The organism is Novosphingobium oxfordense (assembly GCF_044029435.1).
Classification (GTDB): Bacteria; Pseudomonadota; Alphaproteobacteria; order Sphingomonadales; family Sphingomonadaceae; genus Novosphingobium.
The window spans coordinates 384,686-399,118 of the sequence record NZ_CP147007.1; the positions used below are offsets into that span (position 1 = coordinate 384,686).

Sequence of the window (14,433 nt, forward strand, 5' to 3'; positions counted from 1 at the left end):
CAATCGATCGCCCGATAGTCGGACAGCGCTCTTCGCCTGGGCGTAGTATTTCGCAGGCGCGGTCCCTTTTTCCGTGATCAGTGCGGCTGTCGGATCTGGATTTCGCTCATGGCATCGTACAGCGACCAGATCGACCGGGTTCGGGTATAGCCGGGGAACCGGGTCACCTCGACATCATCAACGAACCAGCTTTCCGGCGAGTTGAATGCCAAACCGCTTTGCGGATCTCCGTAAATCCGGATCGCGCAACCCTCAGCAAGTTGAAGCGCCTTTTCGACGATGTCACGGTCACCAAGTCGTTTGCCTATCCGCACCGCAGCGGCGGCGGCGGACCACGCAACGCCCGGAATCACTTCGTTGATTTCGGTCGTCTTGAGGGAGCTTGGATAGATTGCAAAATCCGGCTGAAGAATGATCGGGCCACCCATAAGTCGACCCTGGGGATCGCGAAAACGGATGAACTGGTCGAGAGTATTGTGAAGATGGATCCGGGCGCGATCGAGATCGATGATGTCGGGCAGACCCAGCTCCATCGCCACAAGCTGACCGGCGAACGATTCCAGCCAGATTGAATCGGGGGGAGGGACAGGCTTGAACCGGTTCCAGATCCGGCCCGTCCGATCCCCGATCCCACCGCTGCCATCGCAGTATCGGTAGCGACCGGTCTGCGGATTCCAGAATATCCTCTCGAACTCCTCGCGGGCGGCTACGAGCTCGCTTTCCAGCGTGCGTTGTCGGCTATGCGTCGCTTCGGCGATGCCGAGCCGAGCTGCTCGGCCAGTGAGTACTGACATGACCTGTAGCGAGAGGAGATAGAGGCCGCAGTTGTAGATGCCATGCCCGTTGACCACGGCCTGGTCCATCGTGTTGGGGGGATTATTGGACGGCGGATCCGTGGGAAGATGCGATCCCTCCGGCCGGAAGAATTGGGCATATTCCAGCGCTTTGAGCATCGTCGTATAGCCATAGCGCAAGAGATCGTCGTCATTGTAGAATCGAATCAGCGCATACGTTCGATAAATCAGCTTGTGCGGACAGTCCCGGAACGGATCGCCTCCGTGCGGATCAAACAGCTCGCCAAGGTCCTTGCTCGATTTCGGCGGCACGCCTCGTACAGGCGCCATGGTTGCCGGCATGTTTTGGAACGACGCGGTTTGCGAAATGTAAGGTCCATTCCCCTTGAATGCCTGTTGGATGACGCGTCCAATTCCAATCGGATTCTGGTGCACCATCTGAAGCAACGGCCGTACCCTCCCCAGTTCCATGCTCCGAAAGAGCTTTGCGAACCCGAGGTAGCCGGCGCTATCCATATCCACTTCGTTGGTGATTGCCCCCCCACCCCCGCTGTCTGTATGGAAGTAGAGATGCGTACCGGGAATGGCTGAACCTAGACGCGGAAGTGTCCCCTGTTCCGCGCTCATCGGCATGGTCGTTCGCACAAGACCCGATTCCCAGAACGAGCCGTTGAACACCATATGATAGAGTTCGTTCAGTGCGGACATGCGCAGCCAGGATGGAACCGCACTGTTCTCGGCGATCGGACGCCACCACTGCTCGACGTCGGCTAGCGATTGCGAATAGCGAGCGAGCTCGCGGCGCGCGATCTCAAAGCCTTGGCCACCACGATAGGAACCCGCGATATAGTCATTTGTCTGCGTCGACTTCCCACCGAGAAATCCAGTGTAGCGCCGCATCCACACGGCTTCTGCACCGCCTTCGCCTCTATGCCAGACCTGGGGGAAATCCCACGAAAGAGCAAAACGTGCGACCTGCGACTGACCTGGCTCAAGCGTGAGACTGAGCGCAAGCGCGCCCGCGGAAGCCGAACCATCGAGCGTGCCATTGGGTAAGGGCCCGGTTGCTTTACCCTTCGCCAGCGCTGCGTAGATGTCGCTCCCGTCGCCATCGGCGTTCCACGACGTGCAGTAACTGACGGCTTGCCCCTTCCCGACCTGCGCAGCGATTGTCCATTCCGAACGAGCCGCGTCGGGCGTGTTTTCTACCGCATCGGATCCCAGGGTCACACCCGCGACGCCGGATCCGGTATCGAATGCGTACTTCGAATAATGGCCGTTCCTGATGGAACCTGACGCGAATGCTGGTGCATTCGGGAATGTGAGCATAACCGTAAGGTCGATCGGCTCTGATGTCGGGTTGCTCAGGTCAAGTTCGAAGAAGGCGACTGGCATCGAGGACCGTTCGTCTTCATTGGACACGATCGGCGACCAGACTTTCATGGTCGCCTTGGTTGCCAATCCCTCATAGGTTAGCCAGGCGAACGGAAAGAGGACGGCGTAGGAACCTTGACCAGCCTCAAGGGTGTTCCAGGCTGGTAGGACTGTTCCAAGTCGGCGCTCGGGAGCAATGCTCTCATGAGGCACAGCCAGTGTCCGCACCGCAGCCCCTGGCCTCCCGCCCCCCTCTTCGCGAATATGAAACGCGGCCTGAGAAAGCGTGCGTTGCTCCCAGAAATTTTCCGTTGGCATTCCGCCCATGTTCCAGGGACCGAAAGTGCCGCATTGGTTTATCATGAACGAGCCGGCACCGATCCCACCGACCGGAAGTCCGAGCCCTGGCACCGCAAGACCTGCGCCGGCATCGCGCAAACCCGGCGTCGGTTTGCCCGTACGGCATTGCTGATCGCCAAGCTGCGGGCAGTACCCCTTCGCGACATCACCGAGAGGCCGCACGTAAGCAGCTTCTGGAATTCCGCCCTCGATGCGATGTGCACCGTCGGGCATCGAGCCGTCGGCTACCCGCGATACGCACCCACCGAGCAAGCCGAGGTTCACGAAAGGAACCGAGCTTGCCACCGACATGAGGTGGGAGACAAATACACGCCGATCCATCTTCATTCACCTGCTCGCCGGCGTCGGGCCAGCATGTCGTTCGGGGGGCGCCGGCAACAGGCGCAACCGAAATCTACGGTCGATCGGGATCGCGTTAGGAAAGTCCTACCGGCTCCGCGGTCGAATTTGCATCCGACGTCGGCGTGGCCGGTTTGCGCGCTTTGGGGTTCTCGAAATCTTGCTCGTACTTCTTTCGGACCGTACCGCACAGATAATCCCATACCTGGGTGTAGCCGCCGAAATTGTAGTTGAAGTACTTGTGGTGCTGATCGTGGAAGGTCGTGGTGATGAACCATTTGGTTGCCCAGCTTCGGTTCCACCAGCGCGGCAGGAATTCGTAGCCGGAATGAACGTAGAGACCCATGATGATATTGGTCGGGGCGATCAGCGCCATGGTCTGCGGATGCACCGTGAAAACTGAAAGAAACAGCGGCACGAAACCACCGTTTATGATCGATTCCAGCGGACTGACAGAAATGGTCGTAAGCAGGTTGGGAGACGTCGATTTGTGGTGGATCTTGTGGATCCACGTGTAATAGGGCTCCTTGTGCATCCAGCGATGCAGCCAATAGAAGTAAGTATCGAATAGGCAGAAGTACAAAGCGTATTCAAACGCGACCTGCCACCACGCCGCAGGCCCTACGGAAAATCTGATCACGCCGTGGCTCGAAAGCCACTGCGTAGCAGGCCCTATGGTAAACGCCGCGACCGCTAGATTGACTGCACCGAAGAGGCCCTCGTTGCGAAAGGTTCGCCATTTGAAGCCTCGCGGCTGGATTTTGCGCGCCTTGAAAAAGCCGGTGGCAATGCCTGTGGCAATTCCCGCAACGACGAACAGCACGAACCACGCCTTCAGCATGGCGTCGCCGTCACTCAGATATTCGGACATTCTCGCATCGTCTCCCTCGGGATTCCTCGGTCCCGTCCAGCCGATCAATGCAGCCGGCCTATCAGCGCCCGCGGCCGACCAACATAAAGATACGAGGCGTATCTATTATCGATCAGCTTGCAATGCAAGGCCAGCGGAGCCCCAGGTGCGATGCTCAAAAATCACTCCTGCCTGGCATGTAGCAGGTAACGGTCGCTCGCGCTTTGTCCGGGCCGGATCGCGGCCGTTTGGAGACACCATGTGCTGGGGGCGCCCTTTGATTTCGATCCAGCGGATAAATCAATATGGCATTACTACCTCGGCGGTTCGCGTTTCGCAGGGGCGGTAATTGGGGCCTTGAAGACGCGAACATTGCGGTCCGACAGCAAACCGGTTCATTCCTTCGTTCCAAGCACTTTCCAGATTAATGCAAACAGGGAAAGCCCATGATAGATCTTGAACCGGCGCGCGCAGTCATCGCGGGAGCGCGTGCAAAAGGGCGCGAAATGGGCCTTGCTCCTTTGACAGTCATCGTACTGGATTCTTGCTCGGCCATGCCGGGCGCGATTTCGAGGTTTTCCAGTGCCCGCTCTGTGAAGGTGAACCCCTGCCATAGGGATAGAGCGGTCACACCGTGGGGCTTCAACTCGACGGCCATGTCACGCATCATCCGGTCGGTCGCGGATTTGGTCGTGCCGAAGGCTACATCATAAGTATATGTCACGCCGACATAGCCCGAGATGCCAACGATTAGACCAGAGCCCTGCGGCACCATGATCTTCGCGGCATGCCACGCAGCAACATAGGCAGCGTTGATTCCCGTCTCGAAGATGTCGAGCAGATCGAGCGGCTTTTCCCAGAAGCCGATCCTGTCGGTCATCGCCGGCGGAATCGCCATTAGGTTGTTGACCAGTACGTCGAGCCGACCGCTGTCTGTCTGCACCTGCTCGAATAGCGCGGCGGTCTGGGCATGGTCTGTGTGATCGACCTGAATGGCGATGCCCGTACCGCCACGCGCGGATACTTCTGCTGCGGTCTCGCCAATCGTGCCCGGCAGCAGCGCATTACCGGAATTGACGGTTCGCCCGGTCACGTAAACGGTAGCCCCCTGCTCACCGAGCGCGAGCGCGATACCCTTGCCAACCCCGCGACTTGCGCCTGTGACAATAGCAATCTTGCCTTCCAGCCTACTCATCATTTTCTCTCCGGTCAGGCCGCTGGGACGCGGATGGGAGGCGCGGATCGCTTCGGCATCTGGTTGGTAAAATAGCGAAGTGGATTGTCAGTCAGGACGCTGTCCAGGACCGCCTGAGCCACCCCGAGCGCTCGCAGCCGTGGCTCTATCACCCGCGAATAGTGCATAGGGTTGGTGTGAAGTCCCTCGTCCGGGATCACCTGTCCCCGCTGACAAAATGCGCAGTCGTGCGAAACGAGGACATGTTCGGCATAGCCATCTTGGAGCAAGCAGTGCATGCCAGCGAGGCGGACCTCGTCACGCTGGATGATTTCCAGCCCAAAGCGGTCGAAACCAATATAGGCTCCGCTATCAACGATCCGGCGATGATAGGCCTGATCGGGCGATCCACAGCTATGGCCGACGATGACCCGATGCGGCGCGATGCCGAGCGCCTTGATCTTACCGAGCAGAATGTCGCCGCCGAATCCGTCTGTATGGGCCAGGATCGGCGCGCCGGTTTCCAACGCGGCTATCGCAGCGGCCTTGATCAATCGATCTTCGAATACTGATGTCGGATCGGTGCCGATGGCCAGCTTGATCACCGCCGGCCGCAGCCGCGAGGGGCCGACGCCCTCGGTCAATTCGCTTATGTAGAGGTCGGCGAGAATCTCCGCACCGGCCGGATCAGCCATTACCTTGTAGCGCCAGTAGGCGCCGCCGAGATGCTCGTTGTAGATACCGGTCGAAAACAGGATGTTGAAACCCGTCCGCGCGGATACTTCGCCGTACAGCTCCACGTCACGGCCAATATCCATGGGACAGGGGTCGAGCAGACTGGCGAACCCACCATCCTGCAGTTCAGCGATCCTGTCGACACAAATACGCGCGAGGTCCTCCGTGCGGCGCGCTCGCGCGCCGGTGTCGCTCTCCCAACCCGCCATTGCCATGACGAGGTGCTCGTGCATCAGTGTCTTGCCAAGTGCATCGGCGGCAATCGATCCATTGGCTGGTTGTAACGTCTGCATTTTAACCCCCGGAGCCCCCCGATTGCCGGCGCCTCCCCTTCGCCACCTCGCTGCCACGGTCCGAAACGTGTGAGAAGGCGCGAAACTTGCGCCAGTGGTGCACGTCATGCACCATGCAGATGAGGCAGAAGACGCTATGACGAATTGTTCCGAGGATCTTACGGCGGTGGGGCCGGAACGAAGCCTGCCTCCGTTCGCGCCGCTCCGAGCTTATGATGCCGTCGTCCGTTTCGGCGGAATTCGCCGCGCCGCGCAGCATCTGGGTCTCCATCATTCTGTGGTGAGCCGCCATCTCTCTCAACTGGAAGCTTGGCTCGGTGTCCCGCTGCTGCGTTGGTCTGGAAGGCGGTTCACCGTTACCTCCGCAGGGGCACGTTTTCACACCCGTGTTTCAGGCGCGATTGCCGAAATCGCAGCGGCAACGAGCGAGGCGCGCGACAAGGAAGCAGCACGGCCCATCCGCATCTGGTGCTCCCACGGGCTGTCGATCGAATGGCTTGCTGCCCAAATTGCCGAGTTCGAGCGATTGAACTCGAAAATCGATCTGGTCCTCCGGCCGAGCGATGAACCGGCCAATCTCCTCCTTCACGAAGCCGACGTGAACATTTTCATGTATCACGACGAGGAAATGCAGACTGGGCTCGCCCCCGGTCTCAAGGCGCAGCTTCTCGTTCGACCTCAGGCGATTGTCGCTGCGAGTCCAGCTTTGGCGGAGCAGCTGTCATGGGTGACATCGGCTGCCGACCTACTGGCAGCGCCGCTCCTCCATGGTCGGCACACGGACGACTGGCGCAGGTGGTTCGAAAGCAACGGCGTTACAACGCCCGGTCACTTGCCGGGTGAACTTTGCTGGCATCCGCATATGTCACTCGAGGCGGCACGGCTCGGGCGCGGTGTACTGCTGTCGAACCGCTTTTTTGTTGAACGCTGCCTTACGCTCGGGGATCTTGGTGAACTGAGATTGCCAGGTGCCGGCAATCGACCCTTTGGCGGTTATCTATTCATCGCACGAGAGGATCGCTGGACTGCTCCGTATTTGGTAACGCTTCGCCGCTTTCTGGTCGAACGCATGCAGGTTATGGCCGATCTCTCCACAAGCCCAACTGCACCCCGCTCATTCGGCGGAAGAGGCCTAACAAGCCCTTGAAGGCCGCCCCGTCCAGAAGCGTTCAGCTACATCCCTCGAGAGTAGCGAACTGGGGGACAGTCAATCCGCTGAAAGCAATGCATGCACAGCAAGGCGGAATGCAGCCATCAAGCGATCTGGACGGGCATCAGGATCGGCGGTGATCCGGCTCGTCATGCCGTGAGCAAGCATGATCAACGCCTCAAGTCTGTCCTCCACCTCATCCTTGGAGATGGGGCCCGCAAACGGCAGCAGACTCCGCCGCATGATGTCGCGAAAGCGCCGGTCGATCTCTACCACGACGTCGGACACTCCCCGGTTACGGCCAGCCTCGGACATGATTTCCAGCGTCAGCGGCGCCCGAATCGGGTCGATCCACCATGAAAACTGCGAGATCCAGTCGTCGATGGTGGGCTTGCCGCTATCCAGTTCGGCCAGCAATTCTTCAAAACCAGAAAACCGCCGCTGACACAGAGCAATGATGATCGCGTCTTTTCCGTCGAAGTAGCGATAGATATGCCCAGGGCTCATCCCCGCCGTTTCGGCAATCCGGACCATGCTGGCGCCATGGAAGCCTTCGACACGAAAGCACTGTTCCGCCGCGTCGAGCACCTGATCGCGCCGCTGTTCAGTCCGCTCCTGTTGGCGCGCAAGAGCTTCAGCGTGACGAACCATAGATCCCTGACATTCTGCCCTGACACCGGGGTGGCTGAAACCAGCGTCATATCCCAACTATCGGTCCCGCCAAAGTCGCGAGCCACGCTTTCTCTCTAGATCATTTTTAAAGAATGGTCATTCATTCTTTTTGTGATACGCTCATGCCTGTGGTCGGGAAGATCGCATCGCGACTCCGGCCTCGAACGACAAAGCTCCGCATCAAACGCGAAGAGCAGGGAGAAGGATGGGGATGATGAACGCGAAGGCACTTTTGCTCGCGACCGTGGCGGGCAGCCTGTTCTCGCAAAGCGCGCATGCGGACCAGTTGAACGAGAGCGCGCCTCAAGCAAACCATGGGCAAGCTGAACATGCCGAGGCCGCCCCCGGCGAAATCATCGTCACGGCCCGCAAGCGCGACGAGCGCGCGATGGACGTCCCGGTAGCGATCTCCGCGCTCTCGGGAGAAGCTTTGGAACGCTATGCAACCAATTCGCTCACCGCAATCAGCGAGCGGATGCCGCAGCTGATCATCGGCGAATCCACCAACCAGACCGGCGGCTCGATCAACTTGCGCGGGATCGGGGCGGGTATCGCCAATCCCTCGACCGAACAGGCTGTTACCCTCAATCTCGATGGAATTCCGATCAGCTACGGTAACGCTGTCCGATTGGGCCAGTACGACCTGCAACGTGTGGAAGTCCTGAAAGGGCCGCAAGCACTGTTCTACGGCAAGAACAGCCCCGGCGGCATCATCTCGCTGATCTCCGCCGATCCCGGAAAGACCTTCGAGGCCCGCCTACGCACCGGCTATGAGTTCGAAGCCGACCAGCGCTTTGTCGAGGGCATCGTTTCCGGCCCCCTCAGCGATCAGGTCGGCGCCCGCATTGTCGCCTACTATTCAAAGGAGGATGGCTGGTTCCGCAACATCGGCGAGCCCGTAGCTGGACGGACGCCCGGTGCCGCCGCCACCAGCAACAATGCCGAAGAGCTGTTCCTGCGCGGCACCCTCACCTTCCGCTCCACGGATGACCGTTTCCATCTCAAGGCCAAGGTCAACTATGGCCAGCGCGACCGCGACGGCATCGGCCCGGCGGCCGCCGGCCAACCCGTCTACTGCCCTTATGGCGCTGCCCAGGTCGGCGGCGGTATCACCACCGACTGCAAGCTCGATCGCTACTTCACCGATGTCGCGCTGCCAGCCAATGTCGCCGCGCTGCATCCTTCATTCGGCGACGGCACGCCCTATTCGAAATCACGCCAGTTCCTGAGTTCCATAACCGGCGACCTCGATCTCAGCGATGCGCTCACCCTGAGCCTGGTGACCGGATACTATCGCCTTCAGGAAAAATCCCTCGATTCCTTCACATCCGTCAACGATCCGACAACGGGTGCTTCGAACGACCTCGTTGCCAAGGCGTTCAGCGAGGAAGTCAGGCTGGCGTCGAGCTACGATGGCCCGGTCAATTTCCTGGTGGGCGCCTTCTACCAGGATGCCCGCTTTACCGTAGACCAGGCCTTCTACACCTTCACCGCCGCCCCGGCCCTCATCGCAGCCACTGCCTACGATCAGAAAACGCTCGCCTATTCGGTGTTCGGGCAAGTGCGCGTGGACATCACCGACCAGATCGAACTCGCGGCCGGTGCACGCCAATCGTGGGAGGACAAGTCTCTCAAGGGCACCGTCAACACCACGCCCTTCACGATCCTCAATCCCGATCGAAACTACAACGATTTCTCGCCTGAAGTGACGCTCAGCTACAAGCCGGTGCGCGATCTCACGCTCTATGCTGCCTATCGCGAAGGTTTCACCTCAGGCGGCTTCAACACCCTGCCGACACCGCTGCGTTCCCCGGCATTTCCCTCGCTTCCCGCCCGTGACCTTTCGTTCGATCAAATGACAGCAAACGGCGGCGAGACCGGCATCAAGGGCTTCGTCGCCGGACGCCAGATCGGCTTCGACCTCATCGGATACTGGTACAAATACAAGGGCCTGCAACTCTCCCGATGGGATCCGATTGCTTTCAGCCAGACGGTCCAGAACGCGGGCGCCGCGCGTGTACGAGGCGTGGAATTCAGCGCAACGGTTCGCCCCGGCGCGCTGCGCGGCCTCGAATGGCGCGGTGCCGCCGCCTTCAACCACGCTCGGTATACCGATTTCATCGGCGGTTGTTATGGCGGCCAATCCATTGCTGAGGGTTGCAATCTCGATCCGCGCTACCCCGCCCTCGATCCTTCCACATACGGCACGGCGGCCAATCCCTACACCGCGCAGGACCAGACCGGCCAACGCCTCGCGCGCGCGCCGAAATGGGCTCTCAGCACGGGCGTGACCTACGATCACGACATCGGGGCGAACATGAACGGGACGGCCTCGTTCGATGCGCTCTACACCGATGCCTATACCTACCAGACCGAGGCCAATCCCAAGGCGGTTCAGTCGGCGTATTGGCTGCTCAACGGCAGCATCGGGCTTTACGGCGGCAACGACCGCGCATGGGTGGTCAGCCTGATCGGGCGGAACCTGACCAACAAGCTCTATACCGCCACCGGCGGAACGCTTGCCTTCACTGGCACCGGCACGGGAACCGCATCGACACGGGCGGCAGACCTGCTTGGCGTGCCCGGATCGCCCCGCTCGGTGCTGCTCCAGCTGACCTTGCGCAGCAGCCTGTTTGGCCACTGAAAGCCACGATGAGGAGGATGTCATGAACCAGCGGATAGACCCGACAGACCTGCAAACCTCTCTGACCGAGGCAGACTTAGCCGAGCCCTTGACCTACGGCACCGAGGCCTTTCTTTCGCGCGATTATGCTTTGGCGGAAAAGGACCTTCTCTGGCCGAAAGTCTGGCAGCAGGCGGGACGCATCGAGGACATACCGGAGACGGGGGACTTCATCACGTATGAGGTGGGCGACGACAGCATCATCATCGCCCGTATCGCCGCAATTCCCGGCCCGGACAGTTTTCGGGCCTATCACAATGTCTGTCCCCACCGCGGACGGCGCCTGATCGACATTCCCGCCGGCCAGCATTCCGCCAAGGGCCACCGCCGGAGCATCACCTGCGGTTTCCATGGCTGGAGCTTCGACCTCGATGGGCAAAACACCTTTATCCTCGACAAGCAGGACTGGAAGGGCTGCCTCGACGATCCGGCCCGTACAGAGCTCTCGCCGGTCCGGGTGGACATCTGGGGTGGCTGGCTGTTCGTCAACATGGATGCCGAGGCCCCTTCCCTGCGGGAATATCTCGAGCCCGCGGCCAGCATGCTCGATCCCTTCGAACTGGAACGCATGCGTTACAAATGGCGCCAATGGGTGGTTTTCGACTGCAACTGGAAGACCGCGCTCGAAGCCTTCATGGAGCCTTACCATGTCGCCGGTACGCATACGCAGATGCTCGAACATGGCGACTACTATTCCTACAGCGCGGCCCATGGCCTCCACGGCGTCAGCGGTTTCGACCAGCGCGATGCCGACGTTCAAGTAAGCGAAGGCAGCACGATCACCCGTGCCGGTAAGGCAGGCGTCGATCCGCGCATTTCGACCTATGAACTGCAGAACGAAATCTACAGCACGCTCAACCACGCCAGCACGACCGCGACACTGGTCACCGCCGCAAGCCGGCTGGTCGACGAACTGCCCGAAGGCACCCCCACCGATGCGGTGGTTGCCCATTGGCTCGCGTCAGCCAAGTCCGACGATGCCGCGCGCGGGGTGGACTGGCCGCAAATCACTCCGGCTCAGATGGGAGAGGCCGGACTGGCCTGGAACATCTTCCCCAACATGGCGGTGCTCCAGGGCATCACATTTGCGCTGTGTTACCGCGCACGACCTTATGGCGACGATCCCGACAAATGCCTGTTCGAGGCTTATGCGATCGAACGGTTTCCGGAGAACGAACACCCCCTGACCGAGTGGGTCAGGGCCGATCCAACCGAAGAGAACTGGGGCCTCGTCCTCAGCCAGGACTTCTCCAATATGGCGGCGGTCCAGAAGGGCATGAAATCACGCGGGTTTCGCGGAACTCTGCCCAACCCGCACCAGGAGCAGAAGGTCACGAATTTCCATCGCAACCTGGCGCAGTTCATGGGACGCGGGCAGCCTCGACGATTACGCTAATCTGAGACGTGAGATAGCAGCGGTTCGCGCGAAGGCCACGTTCAGTCGCTCGAACGACCGGCAAGATGTCGCCAGTGGGCAAGCACGCTTTGGCGGGTACCGCCGGTCGTTTCGATCTCCCTCCCCTTGCAGGTCCCCTTCGCCACAAATACTGTTCGAGCGACCTCGCAGATAGTGACATCAAATGTCTCGCCGGACACGACCACCTGGCAGGTGGCTGCTTCAGCATGCGGGATCTGGGCCATTAACTTCGCTCCTTTTCTGGTGACGTCCTGCCAACGAGGAACCATGAGCTAAGTGACCAACGCGTCGTGAGAAAGGCTACAAAGCTCCGGCGCGTTGCATATAGCTCGGGATATCGCCCAAGAGATGACCCGCCGCTACTCGTGACATACGATTTAGAGAAGAGTGAGGTCTGCCTCCGAGCATGGCCCTGAGACCTCCCGCAGATAAAGCAAGGGCTCGTCACAGTCTCTGCACCATGCGGTTCGCGGGGGCGGTAATTGTGCTCCTCAAGCCGCAAGGATTGCGATCCGGCATCCAAACCGCGCATTCCCATTCATTCGAGCCAACTCCCGATATCGGGCACCCAAGGAAACGCCAATGATTGACCTGGATTCGGCCCGCGCCGTCATCGCGGGAACACGCGCGAAAGGGCGTGAGATGGGACTTGCTCCCTTGACTGTCGTCGTTCTGGACGCTGGAGGGCACCTCGTAGCCATGGAACGCGAGGACGGCGCGGCGTACGGGCGGCCCGAGATTGCTCAAGGCAAAGCCGCCGGCGCCCTCGCAATGGGGATCCCGAGCCGTCGCCTAGGAGAGATGGCCGAACAACGCCCGCAGTTTGTCGCTGCCCTCAGCAACGCTTGGCATGGCAATCTCATTCCAGCAGCGGGCGGCGTGCTCATTAGGTCTTCGACCGGCACTCTCATCGGCGCGGTAGGCGTGACCGGAGACCTCTCTGATAAAGACGAAGAAGCTGCCATCGCAGGGATCGGCGCCGCAGGGCTGACGATAGGCTGAAGCCGGTCATCGAATGCTGCGGTGGCCATACAAAGCGAGCACCGGAATTTAGGCAGGCATATGCGCGTCCCTTCGTTTACGGCAATGAGAGAGCGGGTGCACGCGCACTAACCGCAACGTTTCAGCGCGTGCCCAGGATCTCGTTGCGAGCAGCCTGGGCGAGAAAGGCACTCCGGGTTAAACGCCGCTCTGCCGCAGCCTTGTCGATGGCCTCAAGGATACCGCGTTCGATGGACAGGTTTACGCGAACCACTCGGTGATCGTTGCGGATGTACGGCACGCCAATCAGCGTGCCGCCGGCCATGATCTCCTCCGCTGCCACAGCGCGAACGTGGTCAAGCTGGCTCGGCTCCACAACCGGCTGATCGTCGAGCCAGAGTTCCAATGCATGGCTGGCATTGGGCAGCACATCCTCTTCGTTGTCCGCTGCCGAAAAGCATCCCGGAAAATCGGGGAAGGTGACGCCATAAGCGCTGTCTTCCCCCTTGTGCATGATCGCGTAAAAGTACTTCATCTTGAACCTGTCTGCCGCATTCCAGGCGGCACGGGAACGCTGGTGGCTGATCAAGGCCGGCTCATCCCATTCGCCATCGGCGTTACCGTACAACAGAAATGCGCAAATAAATACACACTCTGCGCCCTAGCCGATGAATCCGTGAAACGGGATGGTCATCCCCTCGGCCCATGGTGACCTGACCCGGAATCCCCTCCCAGCGTGCCATTTCGTGCTGGCCCTGATGCCCCTTTGGCCGACGGCAGAGGGATTGGAAATCGCCGCTCGGCGCCCGACAATGCTTTGGCCCGAGCAGGAAGCCGACGCGGGGAAAATCGTGAAGCTCGGCACTCATAGGGCAAGCCAATCCAGTTCGGCGTCGTCGAGTGCCTCCCAATCATCGCCGCTTGCCCTCGCTCCCTGCAGCCACCGTCGCGCCGCTTCAACATCGCCGTCACGCGGGAACGCCCGGTCGGCCGCTGCTGCAGTCGCAAGGCCACCTACGAAGCCGCCACGATCCGCCTGGCGCACCAACCACCCGCAAAACGAGCCTCGCTGGGCCGGATGACTACTGGGCATGCCTGGTTCGCCGGCCGTGCTCGGCGGGTTCAACCTGCTGTCCTTCGGCGCCGGCGTAAACGCGCGATAGTCCTTCGGCTTGGTGAAATCCTGCCAGTCGCCCTTGCCATCGCAAATCCGGCCTACCTCGCGCCTGAGATCATCCAGCACCTTCGCTCGATCGTCCATTGGGTGCTCCTTCATCGCACGCGCCTCATTTCTTCCTTCCATCGTCGCTCATCCGGCCACGGCAGTTCAAAATCGCCTTTCGTTGGCGACGCCGATTCCAGCTTCACGGGACGGATCTTCTTGCGGAAATTCGAGCGGCACACGCGGCACCAGAATCGATTTCGCGCCGGCCCGAAGCGATCGTTCCATCCCCGCCGCTGGAAATGCCACCACAGGCAATGCGCCTCGAAATGGGATGCGTGACCGCATCCGCAAACCGCCCTCACCGACCGTTGCAAACTCGCCGCTTCGAAAATGCTGGTCGGCTCCATCACGCCGTCCTTGGACCAGCGCATGACACGGCAACCTCA

Annotated in this window: 13 protein-coding genes; 4 read left to right on the plus strand and 9 right to left on the minus strand. The window is 60.4% G+C overall.

The annotated features are described in order from the left end of the window. Nucleotides 1–77: 77 nt before the first annotated feature. From WBP07_RS21760 to WBP07_RS21775, 4 genes are all read right to left on the minus strand, one after another. The gene (locus tag WBP07_RS21760; RefSeq protein ID WP_395395955.1) at nucleotides 78–2,855 is read right to left on the minus strand and encodes a GH116 family glycosyl-hydrolase; all 2,778 of its coding nucleotides are present in this window, start codon (nucleotides 2,853–2,855) and stop codon (nucleotides 78–80) included. A gap of 88 nt (nucleotides 2,856–2,943) precedes the next feature. Further along, nucleotides 2,944–3,738 carry a sterol desaturase family protein gene (locus tag WBP07_RS21765; RefSeq protein WP_395395956.1) on the minus strand — a complete coding sequence of 265 codons (795 nt, stop codon included), beginning with the start codon at nucleotides 3,736–3,738 and terminating at the stop codon, nucleotides 2,944–2,946. A gap of 403 nt (nucleotides 3,739–4,141) precedes the next feature. Continuing rightward, nucleotides 4,142–4,912 (minus strand): SDR family NAD(P)-dependent oxidoreductase, encoded by a 771-nt coding sequence (locus WBP07_RS21770; protein WP_395396501.1) that lies wholly within the window; start codon nucleotides 4,910–4,912, stop codon nucleotides 4,142–4,144. Nucleotides 4,913–4,926: 14 nt separating this feature from the next. Continuing rightward, nucleotides 4,927–6,027 (minus strand): phosphotriesterase, encoded by a 1,101-nt coding sequence (locus WBP07_RS21775; RefSeq protein ID WP_395395957.1) that lies wholly within the window; start codon nucleotides 6,025–6,027, stop codon nucleotides 4,927–4,929. Between WBP07_RS21775 and WBP07_RS21780 the strand changes: the two genes are divergently transcribed. Then, nucleotides 6,026–7,066: a LysR family transcriptional regulator gene (locus WBP07_RS21780; RefSeq protein WP_395395958.1), complete on the plus strand. Its 1,041-nt coding sequence runs from the start codon at nucleotides 6,026–6,028 to the stop codon at nucleotides 7,064–7,066. The genes WBP07_RS21775 and WBP07_RS21780 overlap by 2 nt on opposite strands. A gap of 60 nt (nucleotides 7,067–7,126) precedes the next feature. Here WBP07_RS21780 and WBP07_RS21785 read toward each other — a convergent pair whose 3' ends face one another. Continuing rightward, nucleotides 7,127–7,720 (minus strand): TetR/AcrR family transcriptional regulator, encoded by a 594-nt coding sequence (locus WBP07_RS21785; RefSeq protein ID WP_395395959.1) that lies wholly within the window; start codon nucleotides 7,718–7,720, stop codon nucleotides 7,127–7,129. Nucleotides 7,721–7,952: 232 nt separating this feature from the next. On the opposite strand from WBP07_RS21785, the gene WBP07_RS21790 reads away from it, so the two are divergent. Continuing rightward, the gene (locus WBP07_RS21790; protein ID WP_395395960.1) at nucleotides 7,953–10,385 is read left to right on the plus strand and encodes a TonB-dependent receptor; all 2,433 of its coding nucleotides are present in this window, start codon (nucleotides 7,953–7,955) and stop codon (nucleotides 10,383–10,385) included. A 22-nt stretch (nucleotides 10,386–10,407) separates the two neighbouring features. Next, nucleotides 10,408–11,820: an SRPBCC family protein gene (locus tag WBP07_RS21795; protein ID WP_395395961.1), complete on the plus strand. Its 1,413-nt coding sequence runs from the start codon at nucleotides 10,408–10,410 to the stop codon at nucleotides 11,818–11,820. A 41-nt stretch (nucleotides 11,821–11,861) separates the two neighbouring features. Here the strand turns inward: WBP07_RS21795 and WBP07_RS21800 are convergent, their stop codons facing one another. Then, nucleotides 11,862–12,065 (minus strand): hypothetical protein, encoded by a 204-nt coding sequence (locus WBP07_RS21800; RefSeq protein ID WP_395395962.1) that lies wholly within the window; start codon nucleotides 12,063–12,065, stop codon nucleotides 11,862–11,864. 358 nt (nucleotides 12,066–12,423) lie between these two features. On the opposite strand from WBP07_RS21800, the gene WBP07_RS21805 reads away from it, so the two are divergent. Continuing rightward, nucleotides 12,424–12,843, plus strand: a complete 420-nt coding sequence (locus tag WBP07_RS21805) for a heme-binding protein (protein ID WP_395395963.1) — start codon at nucleotides 12,424–12,426, stop codon at nucleotides 12,841–12,843. Between the two features lie 121 nt (nucleotides 12,844–12,964). Here WBP07_RS21805 and WBP07_RS21810 read toward each other — a convergent pair whose 3' ends face one another. The 3 genes from WBP07_RS21810 to WBP07_RS21820 form a co-directional block, all read right to left on the minus strand. After that, the gene (locus WBP07_RS21810) at nucleotides 12,965–13,357 is read right to left on the minus strand and encodes a type II toxin-antitoxin system HicB family antitoxin (RefSeq protein WP_395396502.1); all 393 of its coding nucleotides are present in this window, start codon (nucleotides 13,355–13,357) and stop codon (nucleotides 12,965–12,967) included. A 330-nt stretch (nucleotides 13,358–13,687) separates the two neighbouring features. Then, complete coding sequence (locus WBP07_RS21815) at nucleotides 13,688–14,083, minus strand: hypothetical protein (protein WP_395395964.1); 396 nt, start codon at nucleotides 14,081–14,083, stop codon at nucleotides 13,688–13,690. Between the two features lie 11 nt (nucleotides 14,084–14,094). After that, entirely contained in the window at nucleotides 14,095–14,418 is a 324-nt protein-coding gene (locus WBP07_RS21820) for a hypothetical protein (RefSeq protein ID WP_395395965.1), read from the minus strand. Between the last annotated feature and the right edge of the window lie 15 nt (nucleotides 14,419–14,433).